Origin of the sequence: Pseudomonas sp. StFLB209, assembly GCF_000829415.1 — a bacterium.
Lineage (GTDB): Bacteria > Pseudomonadota > Gammaproteobacteria > Pseudomonadales > Pseudomonadaceae > Aquipseudomonas.
This window is the reverse complement of the sequence record NZ_AP014637.1, coordinates 1,378,143-1,404,884: the sequence shown is the minus strand read 5'-3', so window position 1 is coordinate 1,404,884 and position 26,742 is coordinate 1,378,143. Positions and strand designations below refer to the sequence as shown.

20 protein-coding genes are annotated in these 26,742 nt (G+C 62.3%); 8 read left to right on the top strand and 12 right to left on the bottom strand.

From position 1 onward, the window contains the following. Positions 1–4 precede the first annotated feature (4 nt). The 7 genes from PSCI_RS06510 to PSCI_RS06480 all read right to left on the bottom strand — a co-directional run bounded on the left by PSCI_RS06510 (position 5) and on the right by PSCI_RS06480 (position 9,958). Positions 5–1,684, bottom strand: coding sequence for a flavin monoamine oxidase family protein (locus tag PSCI_RS06510; protein ID WP_045484372.1), 1,680 nt, complete (start codon positions 1,682–1,684; stop codon positions 5–7). A gap of 143 nt (positions 1,685–1,827) precedes the next feature. Then, positions 1,828–2,289, bottom strand: coding sequence for an Lrp/AsnC family transcriptional regulator (locus PSCI_RS06505; protein ID WP_045484369.1), 462 nt, complete (start codon positions 2,287–2,289; stop codon positions 1,828–1,830). Positions 2,290–2,337: 48 nt separating this feature from the next. Continuing rightward, positions 2,338–3,393, bottom strand: coding sequence for an FUSC family protein (locus PSCI_RS06500; RefSeq protein ID WP_045484366.1), 1,056 nt, complete (start codon positions 3,391–3,393; stop codon positions 2,338–2,340). Positions 3,394–3,493: 100 nt separating this feature from the next. Then, a complete protein-coding gene (locus PSCI_RS06495) occupies positions 3,494–5,119 on the bottom strand; it encodes a methyl-accepting chemotaxis protein (RefSeq protein WP_045484363.1) in 1,626 nt (541 codons plus the stop codon). A 789-nt stretch (positions 5,120–5,908) separates the two neighbouring features. Then, positions 5,909–8,341: a TonB-dependent siderophore receptor gene (locus tag PSCI_RS06490; RefSeq protein ID WP_045484360.1), complete on the bottom strand. Its 2,433-nt coding sequence runs from the start codon at positions 8,339–8,341 to the stop codon at positions 5,909–5,911. Between the two features lie 139 nt (positions 8,342–8,480). Next, complete coding sequence (locus tag PSCI_RS06485) at positions 8,481–9,473, bottom strand: FecR family protein (RefSeq protein ID WP_052483359.1); 993 nt, start codon at positions 9,471–9,473, stop codon at positions 8,481–8,483. Positions 9,474–9,475: 2 nt separating this feature from the next. After that, positions 9,476–9,958 carry a sigma-70 family RNA polymerase sigma factor gene (locus PSCI_RS06480; protein ID WP_045493919.1) on the bottom strand — a complete coding sequence of 161 codons (483 nt, stop codon included), beginning with the start codon at positions 9,956–9,958 and terminating at the stop codon, positions 9,476–9,478. A 187-nt stretch (positions 9,959–10,145) separates the two neighbouring features. On the opposite strand from PSCI_RS06480, the gene parS reads away from it, so the two are divergent. Both parS and PSCI_RS06470 read left to right on the top strand, forming a co-directional pair. Next, positions 10,146–10,616, top strand: coding sequence for a type II RES/Xre toxin-antitoxin system antitoxin (parS, locus tag PSCI_RS06475; RefSeq protein ID WP_045484355.1), 471 nt, complete (start codon positions 10,146–10,148; stop codon positions 10,614–10,616). After that, positions 10,616–11,077 (top strand): RES family NAD+ phosphorylase, encoded by a 462-nt coding sequence (locus PSCI_RS06470; RefSeq protein WP_045493915.1) that lies wholly within the window; start codon positions 10,616–10,618, stop codon positions 11,075–11,077. Before parS ends, PSCI_RS06470 begins: the two co-directional genes overlap by 1 nt. On the opposite strand, the gene PSCI_RS06465 is transcribed toward PSCI_RS06470, so the two are convergent. From PSCI_RS06465 to PSCI_RS06445, 5 genes are all read right to left on the bottom strand, one after another. Further along, entirely contained in the window at positions 11,078–11,869 is a 792-nt protein-coding gene (locus PSCI_RS06465) for an ABC transporter ATP-binding protein (protein ID WP_045484353.1), read from the bottom strand. Further along, on the bottom strand, positions 11,863–12,858 hold the full coding sequence (locus PSCI_RS06460; RefSeq protein ID WP_045484351.1) for an ABC transporter permease: 996 nt from the start codon (positions 12,856–12,858) through the stop codon (positions 11,863–11,865). Before PSCI_RS06460 ends, PSCI_RS06465 begins: the two co-directional genes overlap by 7 nt. Further along, positions 12,839–13,909 carry an ABC transporter substrate-binding protein gene (locus PSCI_RS06455; RefSeq protein WP_045484349.1) on the bottom strand — a complete coding sequence of 357 codons (1,071 nt, stop codon included), beginning with the start codon at positions 13,907–13,909 and terminating at the stop codon, positions 12,839–12,841. The genes PSCI_RS06460 and PSCI_RS06455 overlap by 20 nt, the downstream gene beginning before the upstream one ends. A 241-nt stretch (positions 13,910–14,150) precedes the next feature. Next, positions 14,151–15,329 carry an acetyl-CoA C-acetyltransferase gene (locus PSCI_RS06450; RefSeq protein ID WP_045484346.1) on the bottom strand — a complete coding sequence of 393 codons (1,179 nt, stop codon included), beginning with the start codon at positions 15,327–15,329 and terminating at the stop codon, positions 14,151–14,153. 120 nt (positions 15,330–15,449) lie between these two features. Next, positions 15,450–16,361, bottom strand: coding sequence for a LysR family transcriptional regulator (locus PSCI_RS06445; RefSeq protein ID WP_045484343.1), 912 nt, complete (start codon positions 16,359–16,361; stop codon positions 15,450–15,452). A 216-nt stretch (positions 16,362–16,577) separates the two neighbouring features. On the opposite strand from PSCI_RS06445, the gene PSCI_RS06440 reads away from it, so the two are divergent. The 6 genes from PSCI_RS06440 to PSCI_RS06415 all read left to right on the top strand — a co-directional run bounded on the left by PSCI_RS06440 (position 16,578) and on the right by PSCI_RS06415 (position 26,682). Next, positions 16,578–20,075, top strand: coding sequence for an indolepyruvate ferredoxin oxidoreductase family protein (locus PSCI_RS06440; protein WP_231906564.1), 3,498 nt, complete (start codon positions 16,578–16,580; stop codon positions 20,073–20,075). Between the two features lie 39 nt (positions 20,076–20,114). Beyond that, positions 20,115–21,290, top strand: coding sequence for an isovaleryl-CoA dehydrogenase (locus PSCI_RS06435; RefSeq protein WP_045484340.1), 1,176 nt, complete (start codon positions 20,115–20,117; stop codon positions 21,288–21,290). Positions 21,291–21,301: 11 nt separating this feature from the next. After that, positions 21,302–22,909: a carboxyl transferase domain-containing protein gene (locus tag PSCI_RS06430; protein WP_045484337.1), complete on the top strand. Its 1,608-nt coding sequence runs from the start codon at positions 21,302–21,304 to the stop codon at positions 22,907–22,909. Between the two features lie 14 nt (positions 22,910–22,923). Continuing rightward, complete coding sequence (locus tag PSCI_RS06425) at positions 22,924–23,712, top strand: gamma-carboxygeranoyl-CoA hydratase (RefSeq protein ID WP_045484334.1); 789 nt, start codon at positions 22,924–22,926, stop codon at positions 23,710–23,712. A 30-nt stretch (positions 23,713–23,742) separates the two neighbouring features. Further along, complete coding sequence (locus PSCI_RS06420; protein ID WP_045484331.1) at positions 23,743–25,647, top strand: acetyl/propionyl/methylcrotonyl-CoA carboxylase subunit alpha; 1,905 nt, start codon at positions 23,743–23,745, stop codon at positions 25,645–25,647. A gap of 129 nt (positions 25,648–25,776) precedes the next feature. Further along, the gene (locus tag PSCI_RS06415; RefSeq protein ID WP_045484328.1) at positions 25,777–26,682 is read left to right on the top strand and encodes a hydroxymethylglutaryl-CoA lyase; all 906 of its coding nucleotides are present in this window, start codon (positions 25,777–25,779) and stop codon (positions 26,680–26,682) included. The last annotated feature ends 60 nt before the right edge of the window (positions 26,683–26,742 follow it).

The following is a 26,742-nucleotide window of genomic DNA, read 5'->3' as shown; positions in this document are numbered from 1 at the left end:
GGTGTTAGTCGCCCAGCGCAATGGGGCCGATTTCATCGAACACATCGCCTGGGCCGGGGTTGTCGGCGGGGGACTTGCCGCCAAAGTGGTTCATGATGCCCCACACCGCATTGAGCGAGGTCTGCACCGCACCCTCGACCCAGGCCGGGGTCCAGGATATGTCATCACCGGCGAGGAACATGCCGCGGTGTTCGGCGGGCATGTCGTGCTGCATGAAGTGCGCGTACATCCGCTGGTTATAGCGGTAATGGCCGGGCAGTGCGCCTTTGAAGGCACCCAGGAAATGCGGATCGGCCTCCCACGAAACGGTAATCGGGTCGCCGATGATGTGCGCGGCGATATCCACCTTCGGGTAAATCTTCTTCAGCGCATCCAGGGCCAGACGCACGCGCTTGTCGATCGGCTGTGGCAGCATTTTCAGTGCATCGCTCATCCACGAGTAGGACAGGCAGATCACTCCTGGTTTGTCGTCGCCGTTGTCAAACAGGTAGGTGCCACGGGTCAGACGGTCGGTGAGGGTCATGCTCATCAGGTCGCGGCCGGTTTGCGGGTCTTTGTCTTTCCAGAAGGGCCGGTCGACCATCACAAAGGTTTTCGACGACTGCATGTAGCGGGTACGGTCCAGGGCCATCCACATTTTCTGCGAGAACAGTGACTCTTCGCATTCGATCTGGGTGGTCAGCAGCCAGCTCTGGCAAGTGGTCAGTACTGCCGGGTACAGACGCGTGTCGCCCCAGTTGTCGGTGATCGCCAACTGGCCGTCGGAGGCGCGGGCGATGCGTTTGACGCCAGGGCGCGGCGCGCCATGGTGCAGTGACGACAGGCTGGTGCCGGCCGGCCAATGGGCGCAGTGCGGCGGCACATGGCGCCAGATGCCCAGCGGCACCTGTTGCACGCCACCGACAATCAAGTGCTGGTCTTCATCGCAGTTGGTCATTACCACGCGGAAAATTTCCAGCATCGAGTTGGGGAAGTCCGAGTCCCAGCCACCGGTGCCGAAACCGACCTGGCCGAACACTTCGCGGTGGTAGAACGACAGTTTGGCAAAAGCTTTCGAGGTGGCCACGAAGTCGTAAAAGGTGCGGTCGTCCCACAGCGGTACCAGTTCATTCCACAACGCCTTGAGGCGTGGCACATTGCGTTCGCGGATCGCCTGCTGGATTTCGGAAAACCGCGCGCCGCTCTCCAGGGCGTCGGCCCAGGCATCGGCCACTTCCTGAAACAGGGCGGGCAGGTCGCTGAGGCTTTGCGCATAGTAGGTATTGCCTTCCAGATCCACCACCGTGCTGCCGGAGGCCGGGGTCAGCGGGTTGGGAAATGGCTGGGTCTGCAGGCCGAGTTTGTCGACATAGTGATAGAACGCCGTGGACGAGGCCGGAAAGCGCATGCCTCCCAGTTCGGCAATGATGCCTTCAGCGCCTTCGAATGGCTGGGAGCGCAGCCGCCCGCCCATCTGCGAAGCCTCGTAGACCACCGGCTTGAGGCCCAGCTTCATCAGTTCATAGGCGGCGACCATGCCGGCGATGCCGGAGCCGATGATCGCCACTTCACGGCCATGATGATGTTCCGGGATGCTGCCCAGCCCGGCGGGGTGGGTGATCCACTCGTCGAAGGCAAAAGGGAAGTCCGGACCGAACATAGTGATCGGTTGTTGACCGTCTGCACGATGACGAGGGTGATTCATGGCTGTCCCTTAATGGTGGCGATGGCACGGGTAAGGACAGTCTAGGCAGGCATGAGCACGTTAATAAGACGAAAACTGTCGTCGCTCTGTGCGTCGGTGATGCAATCTGACGACCTGCTTGCGCACTATGACGAAAACGCCATTCAAACTGGCTGGCCGCGGTCGATCTTGCTGCTGAGAATGATCGAGGTGGTGGTCTTTTCCACCCCCTCGACACTGCCGATCAGGTCGAGCAACTGGTCCAGTTGCTCCGGGGATTCAGTGCGTAGCCAGGCAACATAGTCGAACTCGCCACTCACCGCGCACAGTTGCTGGACTTCGCTGAGAGTCGCGAGGCGACGCAGCACGTCCTTGCCGGCTCGCGGCCTGACGGTGATGCCGACGTAGGCCTGCAGGCCGCCATCGACCACTCGCTGACCCAGCCGTACACCGTAGCCGGTGATGACCTTGCTCTTTTCCAGGCGTGCCAGCCGCGACGTCACGGTGGTGCGCGCGATGCCCAGTTGGCGGGCCAGCACGGCCACGCTTTCGCGGGCGTTGAGCTGCAAAGCGGCGATCAACCGGTGGTCAAGATCATCAAGAACGGGCGGGCGGCTGGCGGACAAGGGCGTCTCCTTACAATGCGCCGCATGGTACGGGGTGTTGCCTGCCGGTCACAACTTCCAGCGCCGGGAGGTCTTGGCCAGACGTGCCTGCAATTGATCGAGCGTGTGGCTCAGGCGCTGGCTCATCAGCAGATAACCGGTCAGTTCGGCGGGAACGTCACCGGGCAGCTGCAAGGCTTCAAAGCTGCGGTTGAGGTGTTCGGTCGCGCCGGTCTGCAACGCCCTGGCCATGCCCAGCAGGCGGCGGCGGTTCTGCCGGTAGTCGGCATCCAGTAGCGCCCGGGTGAGCGGGTCAGGGTTGGCCGGGCGGGTATTGGCGAGGATTTCCAGCAGGCTCAGGCACATCCGGAACTGGCTCTGGATGGTGTCCAGCTCGACCATGGAAATCTTCACCTCCTTGGACACCGACGGCAGCAGCGAGCGCAGTTGCAGCATGGTCGCGTTGAGGCTGGCGGTGAGCTTGAGGTGTTCATCGGCGTTGACCGCCTGGCCATGGCTGATCCGCCCATACACCTTGGCGCAGTCACGCAGGCCGCTGGCCAGGTTATAGCGCCAGGAGAACACCGCATACAGCGGCAGGGCGAACGAGAATGCCAGCGCCAGACCGATACCGATCAGAATATCCACCGTGCGCCACAGCCCGTCGCTGATCGGGTTGACCCCGTGGCCTGCGACGATGAACAGCGTGATCGCCGACAGGAGCGCGGTATAGCCGCCCTTGCCGATGGCGTGGTAGGCGAAGAACCCGCACATCACTGACATCAGGGTGTAGGTCAGCAGCGGCATTTCCAGATAACCCTGCTGGACCACCACGCACAGCCCAAGGCCTGCGCCGATCAGGGTGCCATAGGCACGTTCCACGGATTTCTTGCGGATATTGCCATGATGCTGCAGGCCGCCGATCACGATCAGCATGGTCACCGAGGCCCACTCGCCATGTGGCAGGTTCAACCCGCTGGTGAGCAGGATCGACACCAGCAGGCCGACCGAGATTCGGGCGGCATGGATCAGCCGGGCGTGTCGGTAGCGGCGATAAGGGTCAAGCAACGGGCGTAGTACAGGGCGAAGCCAGGCGGGAATGGAAGCAGTGCGAGGAAAGGGCATGCGGGGGCGTACCATCAACTGAGGTCAGTGGAGTAGGCCATAACCGGTGCAGCGCTGCCAGAGGCTGGCAGCGCTTGTATTGGCGCGATTGTGAAACCGGTCAGACCTTGAAACGGGAAATCATGGTGTTAAGGCCGACCGCCAGGCTCGATAGTTCCTGGCTCGCGGCGCTGGTCTGGTTGGCGCCGGCCGAGGTCTGCATCGACAGATCGCGGATGTTCACCAGGTTGCGGTCCACTTCGCGGGCCACCTGGGCCTGTTGCTCCGAGGCGCTGGCGATCACCAGGTTACGCTGGTTGATCGAATTGATCGCTTCGGCAATACCCTCCAGCGCCTGGTTGGCGGCCTGGGCCACGTCCAGCGTTGCGGTGGCGCGCTGGCGGCTGCTTTGCATCGCATCCACGGCGCGTTCCGAACCGGTCTGGATGCCGCCGATCATTTTCTCGATCTCCTGGGTCGACTCCTGGGTGCGGTGCGCCAGGCCGCGCACCTCATCGGCCACCACGGCAAAGCCGCGTCCGGCCTCACCGGCCCGGGCGGCTTCGATGGCGGCATTGAGGGCCAGCAGGTTGGTCTGCTCGGCCACCGAGCGGATCACGTCCAGCACCTTGCTGATGTCGTTGACCTGGCTGGCCAGTTGTTCGATTTCCTGGGAGGTGGTCGACACATCGCCGACCAGATGCTCGATCGACTCCAGCGCCTGATTGACCTTCTCGCGGCCCTGGGCGGTGCTCTTGTCTGCGCCTTTGGAGGCTTCGGCGGTGATCACCGCGTTGCTGGCCACTTCCTCGACCGCCGCGGTCATCTCATTCACCGCAGTGGCGGCCTGCTCGATCTCGGCATTCTGCTTGTGCAGGCCGCGGCTGGCGTCTTCGGTTACCGAGTTGAGCTCTTCGGAGGCCGAGGCCAACTGGTTCGACGAGGCGGCGATCTGGGTAATGGTGTCACGCAGGTTGTGCTGCATGATGTTCAGGGCGTTCAGCAACTGTGCCGGTTCGTCGTGGCCCGAGACCTTGATGTCGCGGGTCAGGTCGCCGCTGGCCACCCGGTTGGCGGCGGTCACTGCGTCGGCCAGCGGGCTGACGATGCTGCGGGTCAGTACCCAGGCAATCACCGCCATGGCCAGCAAGATGGCCAGCAAGGCGACGATGATGACGGCAAAGGCTTCATCGAAAACATCACTGCTGAGCTTGGCTGCACTGACGGCACCATCGGCGTTGTAGCGCACCAGTTTCTTCAGTGAGGCCATCATGTTGTCGGCGTACTCGACCAGCGGGCCGTTGATCAGATCCACCGCCTCTTGCTTGCGTCCGTCCTGCAGCGTGGCAAGCACCTTGGCCTGCAACTGGTGATAGCGGTCACTGGTGGCTTTGAAGTCATTGAACAAGGCACGGTCTTCTGGCACCTGAATGGTGTCTTCATAGCTTTTGACGACCTTGGGAATGGTGTCGTTGATACCGCGGATCATGCTGAGGGTCCGCTCGCGCTCGGCGCTGTCGTCTTGCAGGATGGCGCGCAGGGTGAGTGCCCGAACGCGCCCCAGATCAGTGCCCAGGTCTCCCAGGGCAATGACCGCCGGCAACCAGACCTCCCTGACTTCGTCGGTCGCAGTATCCATACGTTTGGCCTGGAACAGAGCGGTCACGCCCATGCCCAGCACCAGCGCCCCGAGCAGTAGAAAAATGGCTGCGGCCCGCGTGCCGACTTTCAAGTCCCTCAAGTTCATGTTTAGTCCTTCATGGCAGTTTTAAAGTGTGGCTTGCAAATGATCCTGGGGATCTCAGGCGGCGGCCTGGATACAGCCCTGAACTATTCCGGCGTGATCTGTAAGGCAAATAACGGCATGACTGGCCAGATATTTCCTTAACGCACGTCACGCGGTTTGGTTGAATCGATTAGCTGGATTTCACCCGGCGCAACCACCACGCTCAGCGGCTCGCGCATGTGCAGGCAATGAACGCCCACAGACCCGCCAGGGCCTGTCATTGCTCAGGTGTGAAATCATTCGAGACGCCGTGGCTCAGGGCCAGGCTGCTTGATGTTGTTCGTGTTCGAACAAGCAGGTGTGCCGGACGAGCTTTCTTGTACGATTGTTCAATGATGGCCAATTGCTTCTTTCAGTACAAGTAAAAAGATGTTTCTTCGTTGTACTGCAGGCATGCGACTTATGTCGGCTATACATCGGCTTTATTTAGGATTTTCTACGATAACTAGTTAACGCCTCTGTATCGGTGTTTTCCGACGTTACTAGGACGTTAGTGCCAATATTTGTAAGTTATTCCCGGTCTTGCTGGAAAATCGCTGGCAGCGACAGGCGCTGCGATCAGTACGCCGGGTGCTCAACAAATACCAGCTGCGACTCTTGGGTGTATTGATGGGGGCTTTCCATGTCGGCCTGTCTTATCTGCGAGCCAGCGCCGAGCAACGCAAGAGCGTCATCACCAGCGTCGGCTACTGGTCAAAAACCTGTAGCGCATGAGGCTGCCTCAGCAGCCTTCTTGTTTGCTGCGCGTGCTTACCACTTGTAGCTGAGGTCTGCGGTTAGCGTTCGTTCGGCTCCGGGCAGGCAGGCGACGTTGATAAAACAGCCTGCCACATAGTACTTGTCTGTCAGGTTCTTGACGTTGACCCGCGCGCTGAGGCCCTGAAGCTGGGAGTCTGCCTTGCCAAAGTCGTAACTGATCATCGCGTCAATCAAGGTATATGACGGTACCTTGAAGGTGTTCTGCGCATCGCCATAGGTCGAGCCGGTGTAGCGTGCTCCGATACCAAAGCCCAGCCCTGCCAGCGGTCCGGTTTGCAGGGTGTAGTCACTCCACAGCGAGGCCAGTTGTTCAGGCGTACGGAACGGCGTCTTGCCTTTGGTGCTTACTCCGGCAGCATTGGGATTATCCTTGGTTACCTCGGTGCGACTGGTCGTGTAGGACGCAATCAGGTTGAGCCCTTGCAGCGGCTCGAATGTACCCTCCACTTCGATGCCGCGAGAAGTCACTTCGCCTTCCTGGACACTAAAACCCTGGCGCGCGGTATCAGCGGTCAGCACGTTCTGGCGACGCAGATCGAACGCAGCAATAGTCAGATAACTGTCTTGCCCGGTCGGCTGGTACTTCACGCCGGCCTCATACTGTTTGCCGGTCTCTGGTTTGAATTGCGCACCCTGAGCATCGGTACCGCTCAGCGGCGTGAAAGACTCGCTATAGCTCACGTAAGGAAACAGGCCAGAGTCAAACAGGTAGCCGAGGCCCAGCCGGCCCGTGAAATCCTCTGCATCGGTGGCTTTCAGGCCTCCGCTGGTCAGACCTGTTGCGGCGCTCAGGGTCCGGCTGTCGGTATCGGTGCTGGCCCAGTCATAACGACCGCCAATCGAGGCGACCCAACTATCCAGTTTGATCTGGTCTTGCAGATAGATGCCGGTCTGGCGGGTGCGCTCATGGGTGTCGAGAATGCTGGTATAGCGGCTGGTATCGATGCGCACACTGCGATCCGGTGCATAGACGTTGATCGACGGTGCATCGCCGGTCTGCACATGGTTCTCGCGTTTACTGTGCTGGTAATCCACGCCGGTGAGCAGGGTATGGGCCAATGGGCCGGTGCTGAATTTGCCGAGTAACTGGTTATCCACCGCATAGTTGTCATTGCCATAACCGCGCAACTGGTAATAGCGATTGATGGTGGTGTCATTGATGACGCCGCTGTTACGGTACAGCTGGTGTTCGTAACCTGTGTAGTGGGTGTAGCGCAGGTTCTGCCTGAAGGTCCAGGTGTCGCTCAGGTTATGGCTGAATTCGTAACCAATGCTGGTCTGCTCGCTTTTTTCCGCATCAAAGCCCGGTTCGTTCAGCGAGCGATGGCGGGGTACCCGACCGTTGGGGTTGGAGCCGTCGAACATCGAGTAGGGCATATTGCTGGTAAACAGGTTCTTGTTGCGCTGGTAGGCGGTCAGCAGCGTCAGCGAGGTGTCTTCGTCGGGAGCCCAGGTCAGGCTCGGCGCAACATACACCCGGTCGTCCTTGATGCCGTCGATGCTGTTGTCGGCGTCGCGACCCAGAGCTACCAGGCGATAACTCAGAGTCCTCTGCTCATCCAGCACATCGCCGACATCGAAACTGGCCTGGGCACGATTGTCGCTGCCGGTGGACAGGCCCACTTCCCGGTGGCTGGTGAATGTCGGGCGTTTGGAGACAAAGTTCAAGGTGCCGCCTGGCGAGCCTTGACCATAAAGCACCGATGCCGGCCCGCGCAGCAGTTCGATACGTTCCATGCCATAGGGCTCGGGCGCGTAGTAGCCGATCTGCTGATTGCGCAGTCCATCGGTGTAGGCATTGGCGTTGATCTGCTGAAAGCCACGGACAATAAGTGTGTTATCGGTGGGGTTGTTGCCCGAAACATTGGCATGTACGCCAGCGGTATACCCCAGGCTTTCGCTGACAGTCTGGGCTCCCTGAGCGGTCATTCGATCACGGGTGATCACCGAGATTGACTGGGTGGTTTCCAGCAACGGGGTATCGGTCTTGGTCGCGGTGGTGGAGTGGCTGGCCAGGTAGCCTTGCACCGGCCCCTTGGGGTTTTCAGTGGCGCTGCTGATGATGCTGGTGGCTTCCAGTTGCAGGGCGTCGCTACGGTCAGGTTGTGCAATCAACATGTAACCGACCGCCGTCTGGCTGAAACCATAGCCGCTTCCTGTCAGCAGTTGTTGCAGGCCCTGCTGGACATCGAAGCTGCCACGCAGGCCCGGGCTGCGCAGACCTTTGATCTGGCCACCATCTACCGATATATCGATTCCGGCCTGGGTGGCGAACTGGCTAAGCACATCGCCCAGCGGTCCCGGGGCAATGTTGTAGACCAGCGTCTGTTGCTGGGCGGCGTGCGCCAGGCTCGCTGCGGCCAGAGGCAAGGCGAAGGCCAGTTGAATGGCGAGTAACAATGGCTTGAAGCGTGGCTGTGGCATGATAAAGCGTCTCCCCTGATCTGATTCTTTCGAACCTCAACGAGCGAGAAGAAGAAAGGCGAACCGGCGGTCATCTTTTTTCTTGCGGACGGTCGGGCAGAGGGCTGGTGTGGTCTTTGGTAAACGGTAAGTGAGTTTTTCAAGGCTCCTGAGGTTGTACCCTGATCAGCCATGGCGTCAGGCGCGTGATCTTGATCGGCAGGGTGGTTTCCAGCAATTGCAGTGCGCGCTGCGGGTTATCCAGAGGCAAGGCGGCGAATACTTGAATGTGGGCCAGAGCCCTGTGGTCGAAGCTCAGTACACCAGCGTACTGGCGCTCCAGCTGGCTCAGTACATCGGGTAGTGGCAGGCCGCGGGCGATCAGCCGGTGCTGTTGCCAGGCCTGATCCAGGATCTGCGCATCGATGTTGTGCACTTCACCCAGTCCGTTCTGGTGAATGCGCACCTGTTGTCCGGCGCTTACCACCAAGCCTTGATCCTGCGCCTGGCTGGCACGGGCCAGGACACGGGACTCCAGCATGCTCAGAGTGGTCGCGCCCGCCTGTTTGTCCACCATGAAGCGGGTGCCGAGTGCCCGAATACTGCCTTCCCGGGTGACGACCTTGAAGGGGCGCTGCGCATCGGCGGCAACTTCGACGCGGATCTCGCCGCGCAGCAATTCGACTTCCCGACCTGTCGCGCTGAAATGCACATTCACCGCACTGCCCCCGGCCAGGGTCAGACGACTGCCGTCTGCCAGGCGGGTGTCCTGCCATTGGCCGATGGGCGTATCCAGATCGGCCAGCAACCACAGCCCCGGCCGCTGCTGCCAGCTCAGCCAGGCCGGGATCATCAGCACCAGACAGATGCCCAGGGCTGTGCCCAGACGAGCGGAACGCCGTTGCTGCCGTGTATGGCGGATTTCGTTGTCGATCAACCGGTGCAGACGCTGCTCGCTGGCTGGTTCCTCACGCATGTCACGCAGGCTGGCCAAAAGACGTTCCATACCGGCAGCCGCCTGGGCATGCTCCGGGCTGGTCTGTTTCCAGTGCTGAAAGTCCTGCTCGGCCCGCACCCGTTCAGCCTCGTCGTCACTGCTCAGTAGCACCAGCCATTGGGCCGCCTGGCGTTGCAGATCGGTTTGCTGGCTCACACTCAATTCTGTGCCTGCTGGCAGTGAATCAGCACTTGAACCAAATACTTCTGCACCATGCGCACACTGATGCCCAACTGTTCGGCTACGTTGGCCTGGGTCATGCCCTCAAGGTAATGCAGCAAGAACGCCTCTCGTGGCCTGGCTGGCAGACCTTCGAGGATCTGGCAAATCTGCTCCAGCGCCTCAATGGTTGCCCACAGCCGCTCGGTGCTGGGCGCACCCTCGTGGTCTTGCGCCAGCAGCGATAGCTCCTGCAAATAGGCTTGCTCCAGACGTCGACGGCGAGCGCGGTCGATCAGCAGGTTACGCGCGATGGTCGCGATGTAGCCCCGCGAGTCGCTGGCTCTCAGCAGTGCATCGCGAGACGAGAGGATGCGTACAAAGGTGTCTTGCGCCACATCCGCCGCGTTGTGTGCACAACCGAGTTTGCGCCGTAGCCAGCTGAACACCCCGGCGTGGTGTTCGCTGTAGACGTCATGCATCAGCTTGTCGGAGTCGGCCACGGCGAGAGGCTCTTGGCGAAATGGGATTGAGAAGTTATCTCATTCGTGGGAGGGATGCCATGTCTCATTTCATGCACCGCAGGTGACATAAGGCTGTACCTATGTTCGCAGCAAAGCGTGTAAGCTTCATTTGATGTTTTTTTTCAATTCAAATGACGGTTTTCCCATGAGCGCTACAGCCCTGAACCGATCCGCTGCCAGAAAAGACGAAGCCAATGCAGTGATTTCTGCCTTTTGGGAGTTCAGCTCCGGCCGCGTCGGGCTCAGTGAGTCTGAGCGGCTTGTGCAGATTCGTGCGGGTTTCTCGGCCAGCCTTTTTCAGGCGATCCGGGTTACGTTCGGTTTGCCTGAGCGCAGCCTCGAAACGCTGCTCAACGCTTCGATCTCAACCCTGGAGCGTCGGCGTCGAGAGCACAAAAACCTGGATCTGGTCGCATCCGAGCGGCTTGACCGGATAGGTTCGGTTTGTCATTTGGCTGAGGAGGTCTTTGAGAGCCGGGAAGAGGCGGTCAGCTGGATGTCGAGAGCTAACCGTGCCTTGGGTGGTCAGGAGCCTGTCATGTTGTGTGAAACCGAGATTGGCGCCCGACAGGTCCGGCGGGTCTTGCATGCCATCGAGTGGGGCGGCGCGGCCTGATGAGAGCATGGCGAGTAGCAAAAGCCAAGCGTGCGACTGACCTGTCAGGCAAGGGCGCAGCCATCGATGGTGGGCGCTGGAATGACCCGGACGTGCCATGTGTTTATCTGGGACTGACACCGGCCATCTGTTGTCTGGAAACCTTTGTACATGCCGAAGGCCCACCGTCGGTGCCATTGAAGATCACCTGCTTTGATCTACCGGATGATGAATCCTTGTATTGGCAACCTGATGTGACGGTTTTGCCCACGGGCTGGGATGCTTTGCCGAGCGACCGACCCAGCATGGATTTTGGAACCCGCTGGCTGGCTTCCAAATCTCATCTTGGCCTGGTTGTGCCCTCGGCAGTTTTGCCTTTGGAGCACAACCTGATCATTAACCCGAACCATCCGGCTATCAGTGAGGTTCAGGTGGTCGCGGTGTATGACTTCACTTACGACCCCCGGATGTTCAAGCCCTGATCACCAGTCACTCCCCTGCCCAAGCAACTCCAGCGCATGATGACGCAGCTCCAGCAGCCTTGGATCATCCCGCCGGCGTGGGTAAGGCCGGTCGACCTTGAGTTCGGCCAGCACCCTGGCCGGGCGTGCGGAGAACACCAGCACGCGGTCACACAGCAGCAATGCCTCTTCGACGTCATGGGTGACCAGCAGCGAGCTGTAGCGTTGCTGCTGCCACAGGCGAATCAGTTCGCCCTGCATGGCGATGCGGGTCAGCGAGTCGAGCTTGCCCAGCGGCTCGTCGAGCAGCAGCAGGCGCGGTTCGTTGATCAGGGCGCGGGCCAGGGCGGCGCGCTGGGCCATGCCGCCGGAGAGCTGGCGTGGGTAGGCGTCGCGAAATTCCAGCAGTCCGACCTTGCCAAGAGTCTCATCAACCCGGTGCTTGTGGGTCTTGAGCTGGCCTCGGGCTTGCAGGCCGAGCGCGACGTTGTCCCACACGCTGCGCCATGGGTAGAGGGTCGGGTCCTGAAACACCAGCACCCGCGAGTGGTGCGGGCCAGGAATCTGCGCGCCGTCAGCCTGTAAATGGCCGGCTTGCAGCTTTTCCAGGCCAGCGACCAGGCGCAGCAGGGTCGACTTGCCACAGCCTGACGGCCCCAGCAGCCCCACGCTTTCGCCAGGTGCCAGTTGCAGGTCGACCTTGTCCAGCACCGGCAGGCGGCTGTCGCCCAGATCGAAGGCATGGCTCAGGCCGCGAATATCCAGGGCCATGCCGATGTCCTGGGTCTGAATTGCAGCTGCACTTGCTACCATTGCACCGCTCCTTTCTGCCACGACAACACCCGGTCACGCACCTTGAACAACAGGGTGATCAACCCCGAGCACAGCAGCGCCATGACGATCAGCGCGGCGTACATGTTGGCGTAAGCGGCCCAGCCCTGCGCCCATTGCAGGTACCAGCCAAGGCCTGCTTTGACGCCCATCATCTCCGCCACTACCAGCACCGAGAACGACGCACCCAGGCCCATGAACAGGCCGACGAATACGTTGGGCAGTGCGGCGGGAATCGCCACGCGCAGGATCAGAAAGCGTGAATTGGCGCCCAGCGTACGGGCCACTTCGTAGTACGCCTTATCGACCCCGGCCACGCCCGACCAAGTCAGCACCGTGACCGGGAACCAGGTTGCCAGGGCTATCAGAAATACGCTGGCGCTCCAGCTGGTGGGGAAGAAGAAAAAGCAGATTGGCAGCAGTGCGGTGGACGGCACCGGGCCGAGAATGCGCAGTACCGGGTGCACCCAATAGCCGATGCGTTGCGACCAGCCGATCGATACTCCGGCGATAAAGCCAGTCACGCCACCCAATACCACGCCGTTGAACAGCAACCACAACGAGTGCAGCAAGCTTTCGCCCAGGCGTGGCCAGTCATCGACAAACACCTCGATCAGCGCTTGCGGCGGGGCGAAGAACGGCACCGGCAGCAGAACGATCTTGGCGGTCACCAGCACCCACACGCCCAGCAGCAACGGCAATACCACCAGCCAGGGACCTGCCGGTTTTAAAACCCTGACCAGCCGGGCGAACACGCCGGGGAACACGGCGAACAGGGTCAGCAGCAGGGCGACGGCGCCGGCACCGAGGGCCAGTTCGCGAGTGAAGGGCCAGGGGCGTCCGCCGTCCGGGTACAAGCCGGTGAACAGCGCGAAGGCCAGCCAGGCAGCGGCGGCCAGCAGCCCGCTGCACCACAGCGCAACGCTTGTGGGCTGGGCGGTTTGGGTCTGCTCAAGCGAATACGTCGGCATGGATACTCTCCGCGAATTGCGCAGGATCGGTACGCGGCTTCAGAACTTCGACCTGCTTGAGGTCGCGGGCGTACACGGCGATTTCCTGCTCGAAGGTCTTGCCCACCGAGTAGTAACCGTGGGTGTGCTCGGTGAGGATGGCGCGCACCTCTTGTTTGTTGGTGTTGAGCGCGAACTTGAGGAATTCATCGGCCACCGCATCGGGGTTTTTGAAGGCCCAGGCATGGGCCTGCAAAATCGAGTGAGTGATCGCAGCGGCAACCGGCTGCTCGTTGCGCGCCAGCTTGCCGCTGACCCCGACCACGCAGCAGCTCATGTTGGCGTATTCCTCAATCATGTTGGTCGCCAGCTCACGGAACGCCGGTTGCTGCTTGACCCGGTACATGATCGGGTCGGAACCGCTGGCGGCCTGAATCTCGCCTTTCTCCAGCGCCACACTGAGCAGGTCGATAGGGTAGACCCGCCAGGTCACGTCACGGATCGGGTCCACCCCATGGCGCTTGAGCATCAGCGAGAAGAAGTTCTTGTCGGCGGCGGCCATGTCGGTCACGCCGATGGTCGTGCCTTTGAGCGAGGCCAGATCCTGTGGGCCATCCTTGAGGGTCAACAGGCGCAGGCAGCCACCGTGGGTGCCGGCAGTCAGCTTGACGTCAAAGCCCTGTTCCAGTGCCTTGAGCCAGCGCAGCGCCATGCCGGTGGCGGCGTCGGCCTTACCGGTGGCCATCGATTCGAGCAGCACTTCGGTGGAATTGCCGAAGTTGACGAACTCAACATCCAGGTTATGCCGTTTGAAGATGCCCTGGCTGTCAGCGACCGCCACCGGGGCCAGGCAGACAGCATTGAGGTTGGTGGCGATCTTGACCTTGCGCGGCTCGGGCAGCACCCAGCGCGTGCTGTCCAGATCCAGCCCGCTGCCTGTTGGCGCAGTGCCGTGCCCGGCATGACCTGCATGGCTGCTGTCAGCAAACCCCAGCCGACTGACCAGCGCCGCCGCCGTGGCGGTGCCGGCCATGGCCAGAAGACGACGGCGATTGATGGACGTGATGCTCATGGAGCCTCCGGTGGCGAATGAAAGGGGCCAGGAGGCGATGCGCATGCCTTATGAAGAAAATCGCCATTCCCTGAATGAATTACACGTTATCGGTAATAATCATCATCAGGGAAATTCAATTTAGGAATAACCTAATATGCAAGTTGTTTTGCCGTGAAGGGCTCCGGGGCGACGCAAAACTGTAGGAGCCGCTTCAGCGGCGAAAGCTGCGGCGCTGAAGCAGAACGCCGGCCTGCCGTGCTTACCGGGCAATCGCCAGTGCCACGCCTTGCCCGCCGCCAATACACAGTGTCGCCAGGCCCTTCTTCGCATCGCGGCGGATCATTTCGTGCAGCAAGGTCACCAGCACCCGGCAGCCTGAGGCGCCAATCGGGTGGCCCAAAGCGATGGCGCCGCCATTGACGTTGACCTTGCTCGCGTCCCAGCCCAGTTCCTGACCCACCGACAGCGCCTGCGCTGCGAAGGCTTCGTTGGCTTCGATCAGGTCCAGCTCGTTCAGTTGCCAGCCGGCCTTGTCCAGGCAGCGACGGGTTGCCGCCACCGGGCCGATGCCCATGATCGCCGGATCGACCCCGGCGTTGGCGTAGGCTTTGATGCTGGCCAGCACCGGCAGGCCGAGTTCCGCCGCCTTGGCTGCGCTCATCAGCAGCACCGCAGCGGCGCCGTCGTTGAGGCTGGAGGCGTTACCTGCGGTGACGCTGCCGTCCTTGCGAAACGCCGGGCGCAGCTTGGCCAGCGACTCGGCACTGGTCTCGGCGCGGGGTTGTTCGTCGGTGTCGAACAGCCGGGGTTCGCCCTTTTTCTGCGGGATCGAAACCGGGGTGATTTCATCCTTGAAGCGTCCGGCCTCAATAGCTGCGATTGCCTTGTGCTGCGAGGCGGCGGCAAAGGCGTCCTGGGCTTCGCGGCTGATGCCGTACTTTGCCACCAGATTTTCGGCAGTGATGCCCATGTGGTAATCGTTGAAAGCGTCCCACAGACCGTCGGTGATCATGCTGTCGACCATCTGGGCATGGCCCATGCGCAGCCCGGTGCGCGCCGCTGGCAGCACGTAGGGCGCCAGGCTCATGTTCTCCATGCCGCCCGCGATGATTACCTCGGCATCGCCGCAACGGATCGCCTGGGCGCCCAGATGAATGGCCTTGAGCCCCGAGCCACATACCTTGTTCAGGGTCAGCGCCGGTACGCTGTGCGGCAGGCCGGCCAGGATCGATGCCTGACGTGCGGGGTTCTGGCCGCTGCCGGCGGTCAGCACCTGACCGAGGATCACTTCATCGACCTGCGCGGCGTCCAGCCCGGTCTGCTCCAGCAGCCGGCGGATGACCAGCGCGCCCAGCTCCGGCGCGGGAATGCCGGCCAGGGCACCCTGAAAGCTGCCGATGGCGGTGCGGGTCGCCGCAACGATGACCACGTCTTGCATGATGCTTCTCCTGTGCAGAGGCTGCTTTTTGTAGGTATGAGTACCCCAGTGTCGAGCCTGGAAAATGATTTGTTAAATTTGTTTTTCTTCTGAATTGTTTTGCAAAGCTGATTAATGCCCCTAAAGCTGAGTAGCTGAAATCAGAAACTGCTGAAACGCCCGCGCCGGCTCGCTGAAGGTCAGGTCGCGGCCCCAGATCAGGCCCAGCTCCATGGGCGGAATATTGCCGGCCACCGGGCGCACCTCGATCTTTTTACCCTCCAGCGACCAAGGACGATAGACCATGTCCGACAGGATGCTGACTCCGAAGCCATGGGCCACCAGGCCGCGCAAGGCTTCGATCGACGAGGTGCGGAACACCACTTTCGGTTGCAGGCCGGCCGCCTGCCAGTAGCGCAGCGCCGAGCTTTCGCCTTCATCCACGGTGGCCATGATGTAGGCATGCCCGGCGACGTCAGCCAGGCTCACCGACTCCACTTGCAGCAGCGGGTGGCCGCTCGGCAGCCACATCTGTCGCCGTGAGCGCATCAGCACATGGCGCTCGAACGGCAGGGCGCTGTCGACGTTGGAAACAATGGTCAGGCCCAGCTCCAGCGATCCGTCGGCAATGCCCTGCTCGATGCCCGGTGTGTCCATGTCGATCAGATCGATTTCGACTTGCGGATAACTGCGTTTGAAGCGTGCCAGCAGGTTCGGCAGGAAGTAGCCCAGTACCGTGTAAGACGCGCCCACGCGCACTGTGCCTTGCAGGTTATGGCTGAGCAGTAGCGGATGGCTGACCGCATCTTGCAGGGTGTCGAGAATGTGCCGGGCATGCTGATAAAACTTGTGCCCTTCGGCGGTCAGGCTCACCCCGTGGGCCAGGCGTTCGAACAGTCGCACACCCAGCATGTCTTCCAGCTGGCTGACCGCCGTGGTGATGGCCGACTGCGAAACGTGCACGGTCAGGGCGGCCTGGGAAAACTGCCCGAGTTCGGCGGCGGCGACGAAATAGCGCAATTGGCGCATGGAGATATCGTTTCGGACTGACATGTGTTTTTCAGATACCTCGATGCATTTTTTATAAATTTACGATAGCGGATCGGCGCTTCTAGACTCCAGAAAAACAAGCTCCACCAAACCACTCCAGAACAAACCGGCGGGCCGAACCCTACAGCCCCCCGGATAACAAGAATCGGAGGATTGGCCGTGACCGCATCGCTGACCGTGCTCGACGACAAATACACCCAGACCCAGGGAAAAGCCCTGATGACCGGCATCCAGGCGCTGGTGCGGCTGCCACTGATGCAGCGCCAGCGCGACCTGGCCGCGGGGCTGAACACCGCAGGGTTTATCTCCGGTTACCGTGGCTCGCCGTTGGGCGGCTTCGACCAGGCATTGTGGAAAGCCCGTGAGCATCTGCAGGCACAGCACATCAAATTCCAGCCTGGCCTCAACGAAGACCTCGCCGCCACCTCATTGTGGGGTACTCAACAGGTCAACATGTTCGACGGCGCGCGCTACGACGGTGTATTCGGCATCTGGTACGGCAAGGGGCCGGGTGTTGACCGCTGCGGCGATGTGTTGCGGCATGCCAACGCAGCAGGTTCTTCGGCCTTCGGTGGCGTGCTGGCGATTGCCGGTGATGACCACGGCGCCCGCTCATCGTCGCTGCCGCATCAGACCGAGCACATTTTCAAGGCGGTGATGATGCCGGTGCTGGCGCCTTCCGGCGTGCAGGAGTACCTCGATTTTGGCCTGCACGGGTTTGCCATGTCGCGCTACAGCGGTTGCTGGGTGGCGATGAAGGCGGTGGCCGACACCGTTGAAAGCGGCGCCGTCGTAGACCTGAGCCTGGACCGTGTGCAGCCGGTGCTACCCGACTTCGAACTGCCCGAGGGTGGCCTGAATATCCGCTGGCCTGACCCGCCGCTGGCCCAGGAAAAACGCCTGCTCGAACACAAACTGTACGCCGCCGCCGCTTATGCGCGGGCCAACGGCCTGGACCGGATTGTCATGGATGCGCCCAAGGCGCGGATCGGCATCGTCACCTCGGGCAAATCGTACCTGGACGTTTGCCAGGCGCTGAAGATCCTCGGCATCGATGAGGCGCGCGCCGCGCAGATCGGCCTGCGCATCTACAAGGTCGGCATGGTCTGGCCGATGGATGCCGAAGGCGTACGGCACTTTGCCGATGGCCTGGAAGAGATCGTCGTGGTCGAAGAAAAACGCCAGATGATCGAATACCAGCTCAAGGAAGAACTCTACAACTGGCGTGAAGACGTGCGCCCGCGCATCGTCGGCAAGTTCGACGACAAAGGCGAGTGGACCCGGCCGCATACCGACTGGCTGCTGCCAGCGATTGGCGACCTGACCCCGTCGCAGATCGCACGGGCGCTGGCGCGGCGTATTTTGCGCCACCACCAGAGCGGCGAGTTGCAGGTGTGCCTGGCGGTGCTTGAAGCGCAACTGTCGACCGGCCAGCGCTTTGCAACCCTGATGGACCGGGCGCCGCATTACTGCTCCGGCTGCCCGCACAACAGTTCGACCAAGGTGCCGGAAGGCAGCCGGGCACTGGCGGGCATTGGTTGCCACTACATGGCGGCGTGGATTTATCCACAGACCCGCACCTTCAGCCAGATGGGCGGCGAGGGCGCCGCGTGGATCGGCCAGGCGCCATTCACCGACACGCCGCACGTGTTCGCCAACCTTGGCGATGGCACCTACTTCCACTCCGGGCTGCTGGCGATTCGGGCGGCGGTCGCGGCCAGGATCAACATCACCTACAAGATTCTCTACAACGACGCCGTGGCGATGACCGGCGGCCAGCCGGTGGACGGCAGCCTCAGTGTGGCGCAGATCTCCCGGCAACTGGCTGCCGAAGGAGTCGGGCGCATCGTGGTGGTGACCGACGACACCGAGCGCTATCGCGATGTCCAGGATCTGGCACCGGGTGTGCCGGTGTGGCGCCGCGACCGCATGGATGAACTGCAAAAAGAACTGCGCGAATTCAGCGGCGTGTCGTCGATCATCTATGACCAGACCTGCGCCGCGGAAAAACGCCGGCGGCGCAAACGCGGCAAATTCCCCGACCCGGCGCGTCGGGTGGTGATCAACCAGGCGGTGTGCGAAGGCTGCGGCGATTGCAGCAGCCAGTCGAACTGCATGTCGGTGACCAGTGTCGAGACCGAGTTCGGCAACAAACGGGAGATCGACCAGTCGTCGTGCAACAAGGACTTCACCTGCCTGAGCGGCTTCTGCCCAAGCTTCGTCACCGTCGAGGGCGGCGCCTTGCGCAAGCCCAAAGCGCTGGGCCAGGGCGAGGCCGAGCAATGGCCGCTGCCGCTGCCGGTGCCGGTAACAGCTCCTCTACAGCAGCCCTACAGCATCCTGATCACCGGGGTCGGTGGCACCGGGGTGGTGACCATCGGCGCGCTGCTGGGCATGGCTGCGTTCATCGAGGGCAAGGGCACCCTGAGCCTGGACATGGCCGGCATGGCGCAGAAGGGCGGCGCAGTGTGGTCGCACCTGCGCATCGCCGCCCGCCAGCACGACCTGCATGCACCGCGCATCGCCGAAGGCGAGGCCAGCCTGTTGCTGGGCTGTGATCTGGTGGTCAGTGCCAACCACGAAACCCTGTCGAAAGTCCGCCAGGGCGTGACCCATGCGCTGGTCAATTGTGAAGAAAGCCTGACCGGCGCCTTTGTGCGTAACTTCGCCGCCCAGGCAGAAACCGGCGATTTGCAGCGCTACCCCGACGCGCAGTTCCGTACCCCGGAAATGACCGCGCAGATCCGCGAAGCGGTGGGCGATGAGCAGGCACTGTTCGTCCAGGCCAGCCAGCTGGCGACCGCGCTGATGGGCGATTCCATTGCCACCAACACCTTCATGCTCGGCTTTGCCTGCCAGCAAGGCTGGCTGCCGGTGGGCATCGAAGCCCTGCAGCAGGCCATTGAACTGAACGGCACCGCCGTGCCGTTCAACCTGGCGGCATTTACCTGGGGCCGCCGTGCAGCGGTGGACCTGCCACGGGTACAAGCACTGATCGCCGATCAGCGCGCGCCCAAGTTGGCCAGGACGCTGGACGAGCAAGTGGCGCGTCGTGTGGCGTTTCTTACTGATTACCAAGACGCTGCCCTGGCCGCTCGTTACAAAGATCGGGTGGATGCTTTTGCTGCCGCCGAGACCCGGCTGGCCGGCCAGCCCGGCGCGTTGAGCGAGGCGGTGGCGCGTTATTACTTCAAGGTGCTGGCGATCAAGGATGAGTACGAGGTGGCCCGGCTGTTCACCCAAGGCGACTTTCTCAAGCAGATTGAATCCACCTTTGAAGGCGACTACAGGTTGCACTTTCACCTGGCTGCGCCTTTGCTGAATAAAAGCGCGGCGGGTGTGCAAGGCAAGAAAACCAGTTATGGCCCCTGGATGCTCAAGGCCTTCGGCTGGCTGGCACGGTTGCGGCGGGTGCGTAACACCTGGCTCGACCCCTTCGCCCACACTCATGAGCGCAAGACCGAGCTGGCCTGGCTGCGCAGTTATGAAGCCATACTCGATGAACTGCTCGGCGGCCTGCGCAGCGACAACCTGGCGCTGGCCAGCCAACTGGCGGCGCTGCCCGATGCGGTGCGCGGTTATGGCGCGGTGAAAGAGCGGTATCTGGGCCATGCTCAACTCAAGCGTGAGCGCCTGCTGGATGAATGGCGCAACGGCCCGCAGTTTCATGCTGCAGAGCCAGGCCAGGGCGAACGGATTGATACCGTGCAGCTGTAAACGGCACCCAACCCATAATCATAAGAACGGAGACACACCATGATCCCAGGACTGAATTTTTTCCTCGGCGAGGAAATAGACATGCTCCGCGACTCGGTCGCGGCCTTTGCCGCCAAGGAGATCGCCCCGCGTGCCGCAGAGGCTGATCGCAGCGACCAGTTCCCGATGGATCTGTGGCGCAAATTCGGTGACATGGGGCTGCTGGGCCTGACCGTCAGCGAAGAGTACGGCGGCACCGGCATGGGCTATCTGGCGCACATGATCGCCATGGAAGAAATCTCCCGCGCCGCAGGCGGCATCGGGCTGTCTTACGGCGCGCACTCGAACCTTTGCGTCAACCAGATCAACCGCAATGGCAGCGATGCGCAGAAGCGCCGCTTCCTGCCCAAATTGATCAGCGGCGAACACATCGGCGCGCTGGCCATGAGCGAACCCAACGCTGGCTCTGACGTGGTGTCGATGAAGCTGCGTGCCGACAAAAAGGGCGACCGCTACGTGCTCAACGGCACCAAGATGTGGATCACCAACGGCCCGGATTGCGATGTACTGGTGGTCTACGCCAAGACCGACCTGAGTGCCGGTGCCAAAGGCATGACCGCGTTCATTCTGGAAAAGGGCGCACCGGGGTTCTCGGTGGCGCAGAAGCTCGACAAGCTCGGCATGCGCGGCTCGCACACCGGCGAGCTGGTGTTTCAGGATGTCGAGGTGCCGGAAGAAAACATCCTCGGCGGCGTTGGCGAAGGCACCAAGGTGCTGATGAGCGGCCTGGACTACGAACGCGCGGTGCTGTCCGGCGGCCCGTTGGGGCTGATGCAGGCGGCCATGGATGTGGTGGTGCCGTACATTCACGACCGCAAGCAGTTCGGCCAGAGCATCGGCGAGTTCCAGCTGATCCAGGGCAAGATCGCTGACATGTACACCACCCAGCAGGCCTGCCGCGCCTACCTGTATGCGGTGGGCAAGCACCTCGACGCGCTGGGCAGCAGCCACGTGCGCCAGGTGCGCAAGGACTGCGCCGGGGTGATTCTCTACACCGCTGAAAAAGCCACCTGGCTGGCCGGTGAGGCGATCCAGATTCTCGGCGGCAACGGCTACATCAACGAGTTTGCGGTGGGCCGGCTGTGGCGCGACGCCAAGCTGTATGAGATCGGTGCTGGCACCAGCGAAATCCGCCGCATGCTGATCGGCCGCGAGCTGTTCAACGAGACGATGTGAGTGAGGCCGTCATGACTATCCTGCAGACGCAAATCAACACCCGCTCACCTGAATACCTCGCCAACCAAGCGGCCATGCAGGGCCAGGTTGAGGCGCTGCATAGCCTGCTGGCCAGCATTCGCGAAGGCGGTGGCGCCAAGGCTCAGCAGCGCCACACATCACGCGGCAAGCTGTTGCCCCGTGAACGCATCGATCGCCTGCTCGACCCCGGTTCGCCGTTTCTGGAAATCGGTCAGTTGGCCGCTTATGAGGTGTATGGCGAAGACGTGCCGGCAGCCGGATTGATCGCCGGTATTGGCCGGGTCGAAGGCGTCGAGTGCATGATCATCGCCAATGATGCCACCGTCAAAGGCGGCAGTTATTACCCGCTGACCGTGAAAAAACACCTGCGCGCCCAGGCCATCGCCCGCGAAAACCGCCTGCCGTGTCTGTACCTGGTTGACTCCGGTGGCGCCAACCTGCCGCGCCAGGACGAAGTGTTCCCGGACCGTGAGCACTTCGGGCGGATCTTCTTCAACCAGGCCAACCTCAGTGCCCAGGGCATCGCGCAGATCGCCGTGGTGATGGGCTCGTGCACCGCAGGTGGTGCCTATGTGCCGGCGATGAGCGACGAGACCATCATGGTCCGCAACCAGGCGACCATCTTTCTGGCCGGCCCGCCGCTGGTCAAAGCCGCCACCGGTGAGGTGGTGAGCGCCGAAGATCTTGGCGGTGCCGATGTGCACTGCAAGACCTCCGGGGTCGCCGACCATTACGCCGAAGACGACGCCCATGCCCTGGCCCTGGCGCGGCGCTGCGTGGCCAACCTCAATTGGCGCAAGCTTGGGGCGTTGCAGGCGCTGGCACCGGTCGCTCCGCGCTATGGCGCCGAGGAGCTGTACGGAATTGTTCCGGCAGACCCGAAACAACCGTTCGACGTGCGCGAAGTGATCGCGCGGATTGTCGATGACTCGCAGCTCGACGAATTCAAGGCACTGTTCGGCGCCACCTTGGTGTGCGGCTTTGCGCGGATCGGCGGCTACCCGGTGGCGGTGCTGGCCAATAACGGCATTTTGTTTGCCGAAGCCGCGCAGAAAGGCGCGCACTTTATCGAACTGGCCTGCCAGCGCGGCATCCCCCTGGTGTTCTTGCAGAACATCACCGGCTTTATGGTCGGCCAGAAATATGAAGCCGGTGGCATCGCCAAGCATGGCGCCAAGCTGGTCACCGCAGTGGCCTGCGCCAGCGTGCCGAAGTTCACGGTGATTATCGGCGGCAGCTTCGGTGCCGGTAACTACGGCATGTGCGGCCGTGCCTTTGACCCGCGCTTTTTGTGGATGTGGCCCAATGCACGAATTGGCGTGATGGGCGCCCAGCAGGCGGCGGGCGTGCTGGTGCAGGTCAAACGCGAGCAGGCCGAGCGTGCCGGCCAGGCGTTTTCCGACGCCGACGAGCAACAGTTGCGCCAGCCGATCGTCGAGCAGTACGAGCGCCAGGCCGCCGCCACTTACTCCAGCGCACGGCTGTGGGACGACGGCGTCATCGACCCGGCGCAGACCCGCGAAGTGCTGGCCCTGGCGATTTCCGCCAGCCTCAATGCACCGATCGAAGCGACCCGCTTCGGTGTGTTCCGCATGTGACGGGAGGAGCGCTGATGAACGCATTCAACACCATCGAGCTGGTTCACGAGCCACGCGGCATCGCGACCCTGTGGCTGAACCGCCCGGACAAGCACAACGCCTTCAACGCCGCGATGATCGACGAACTGATTCAGGCGCTGCGCCAGGTCGGTGATGACGATGACGTGCGGTTTCTGATCCTGCGCGGGCGCGGCAAACACTTCTCGGCCGGTGCCGACCTGGCCTGGATGCAGGCCAGCGCCCGGCTCGACTACGCCGCCAACCTCAAGGATGCCCATCAGCTCGGCGAGTTGATGAACCTGCTGTATCGCCTGCCGTGCCCGACCCTGGCCGTGGTGCAGGGCGCAGCGTTTGGCGGTGCGGTGGGGCTGGTCGCCTGTTGCGACATCGCCATTGGCAGCACGGACGCGCTGTTCAGCCTCTCGGAAGTGCGCATCGGCCTGGCGCCTGCGGTGATCAGCCCGTACGTGGTGCAGGCGCTCGGTGAGCGCGCCAGCCGTCGCTATGCGCTGAGTGCCGAACGCTTCAACGGCGAGCGTGCCCGTGAACTGGGCCTGCTTGCCGAGTGCTACCCCGACGGGCAACTGGACAGTGCGCTGGCGCAGTGGACCGCCAACCTGTTGCTCAACAGCCCGCACGCGATGCGGGTGTGCAAAGCGCTGCTGCACGACGTGGGCAGTGGTGAACTCAGCGATGGCCTGCGTCAGCGTACCGAGAGCGTGATTGCCGGCATTCGTGTCAGCGAAGAAGGCCAGGAAGGGCTGGGCGCCTTTCTCGACAAGCGCAAACCCGCGTGGCAGTGAGCCGCCCGTCAACCGACTGAGCACACCGATATGAACACAACAACAATCAATACCCTGCTGGTTGCCAACCGTGGCGAAATCGCCTGCCGGGTGATGCGCACCGCCAAGGCGCTGGGCATCACCAGTGTGGCCGTGCACAGTGCCATCGACCGCAACGCCCGCCACGTGCGCGAGGCGGATGTGGCCATCGACCTGGGCGGCGCCCGGCCTGGCGAAAGTTACCTGCTGGCCGACAAAATCATTGCAGCGGCCCGTGCCAGCGGCGCCGATGCCGTGCACCCCGGCTATGGTTTTCTGTCTGAGAACGCCGCCTTCGCCAGACGTCTGGAAGACGCCGGGCTGGTGTTTCTCGGCCCACCGGCCAGCGCCATCGAAGCCATGGGCAGCAAGTCCGCTGCCAAAGCCTTGATGGAAGCCGCCGGGGTGCCGCTGGTGCCGGGCTATCACGGTGAAGACCAGGACCTGGAAACCTTTCGCAGCGCCGCCCAGCGCATCGGTTACCCGGTGCTGCTCAAGGCTACGGCGGGCGGTGGCGGCAAGGGCATGAAAGTGGTCGAGCGCGAAACCGAACTGGCCGAAGCGCTGGCCTCGGCGCGGCGTGAGGCGCAGTCTTCGTTTGGTGACGCACGCATGCTGGTGGAAAAGTACCTGCTGCAACCCCGCCATGTGGAGATCCAGGTGTTTGCCGACCGTCACGGCCACTGCCTGTACCTCAACGAGCGTGACTGTTCGATCCAGCGCCGCCACCAGAAGGTGGTCGAAGAAGCACCGGCACCGGGCCTGACCCCGGCATTGCGCAAGGCGATGGGCGAAGCGGCAGTGCGCGCCGCCCAGGCCATCGGTTATGTCGGCGCCGGGACAGTCGAGTTTCTGCTCGATGCCCGCGGCGAATTCTTCTTCATGGAAATGAACACCCGCCTGCAGGTCGAACACCCGGTGACCGAAGCGATCACCGGCCTGGACCTGGTGGCCTGGCAGATTCGCGTGGCCCGCGGTGAGCCGCTGCCGATCACTCAGGAGCAAGTGCCGCTCAACGGCCATGCGATTGAAGTACGCCTGTATGCCGAAGACCCGGAAGGCGGTTTTCTGCCGGCCAGCGGTCATCTGGCGCTGTATCGCGAAGCCGCACCAGGAGCGGGGCGCCGGGTTGATAGCGGGGTGCAGGAGGGTGATGACATTTCGCCGTTCTACGACCCGATGCTGGCCAAGCTGATTGCCTGGGGCGAGAACCGCGAAGAAGCCCGGCAGCGGCTGCTGGCGATGCTGGCTGAAACCGTGGTGGCCGGGTTCAAGACCAACCTTGTGTTCCTGCAACGTATCCTCGCCCACCCGGCGTTTGCCGCTGCCGAACTGGACACCGGGTTCATCGAGCGGCATCAGGCGCAACTGCTGCCGGCGCCCGCACCCTTGCCCGATGCTTTCTGGCAACAGGCTGGCGCCGCTGTGCTGGCCAGTGAACCGGCCCGGCTGCGGGCCGATGATCCGCATTCACCCTGGGCGGCGCGCAATGCCTGGCGCAGTGGCTTGCCGGCTGTAACCGGTCTGGTCCTGAGCTCTGGCGAAGCGCTGCGGGAGGTGAAAGTCAGCCCGGACACAGCCCCGCCGCGCAGCGTGTTGCGTGAAGGTGACACGCTGTACCTGCGGTGGGGGCTTGAATGGCTGGCGGTCAAACGCTTCGATCCGATTGCCAATGCTGCCGCTGGCCATGAGCAACAGGCAGGGCTGGTCGCGCCGATGAATGGCAGCATCGTCAACGTGCTGGTCGAGGTCGGCCAGCGTGTCGAAGCCGGCACGCAACTGGTGGTGCTCGAAGCAATGAAAATGGAACACAGCATTCGGGCAGCCGAGGCCGGAGTGGTCAAGGCGCTGTATTGCCAGGAAGGTGAATTGATTGCTGAAGGCACTGTGTTGGTGGAGCTGGAAACTCATGATTAGAGAGTCCTGTGTAGGCGCTCACCCGCGGCCTTGTCACCGCTGCGCAGGACCGGGCGGGCGGCGATCCGCTTTAGCCGGGAAGCCTTCGCGGCTAAAGCCGCTCCTACGGGATGCGCCAGGGAGATCATCATGAACCTGCCGCAACACGTTCGGCTGGTCGAAGTCGGCCCCCGCGACGGGCTGCAGAACGAAGCCCGGCCCATTGCCGTGGCTGACAAGGTCCAGCTGGTCGATGACCTGGCGGCGGCCGGGCTGAGGCATATCGAGGTGGGTAGTTTTGTTTCGCCCAAATGGGTGCCGCAGATGGCCGGCAGCGCCGAGGTATTTGCCGGTATCCACCCGCGAGCTGGCGTAACGTACAGCGCCCTGACCCCGAACCTGCGCGGCCTTGAAGCCGCCATTGAAGCCGGAGTGCGCGAAGTGGCAGTGTTTGCCGCCGCCTCCGAGTCATTCTCGCAGCGCAATATCAACTGCTCGATCAGCGACAGCCTGGAGCGCTTCGTACCCGTCATGCAACTGGCCGCGCAGCAGGGTATCCGCGTGCGCGGTTACGTGTCCTGTGTGCTGGGTTGCCCTTACGAGGGTGATATCGCGCCGACCGCCGTGGCGAATGTCAGCAAGGCGCTGCTGGCGCTGGGCTGCTATGAAATCTCGCTGGGCGACACCATCGGCGTCGGTACGGCCACGGCCACCCGCCGGTTGCTCGACGTGGTGGGGCGGGTGGTGCCACGTGAGCAACTGGCCGGGCATTTTCATGACACCTATGGCCAGGCGCTGACCAATATCTACGCCAGCCTGCTCGAAGGCGTCGCGGTGTTCGACAGCTCCGTGGCCGGCCTGGGCGGTTGCCCCTATGCCAAGGGCGCGACCGGCAATGTCGCCAGCGAAGACGTGGTTTATCTGCTTAATGGGCTGGGCATTGAAACCGGCATTGAACTTCGAGCGCTGGCCGAGGCGGGGCAGCGAATCTGTACCTTGCTGGGGCGGGTCAATGGCTCGCGGGTGGCGACGGCGTTGCTGGCGAATAGTTGTTAACGCCAAACAGCGATGCTGTGAGTCAACGTCCAGAGTGCGCACCGGTTCTCGAAGCAAGCG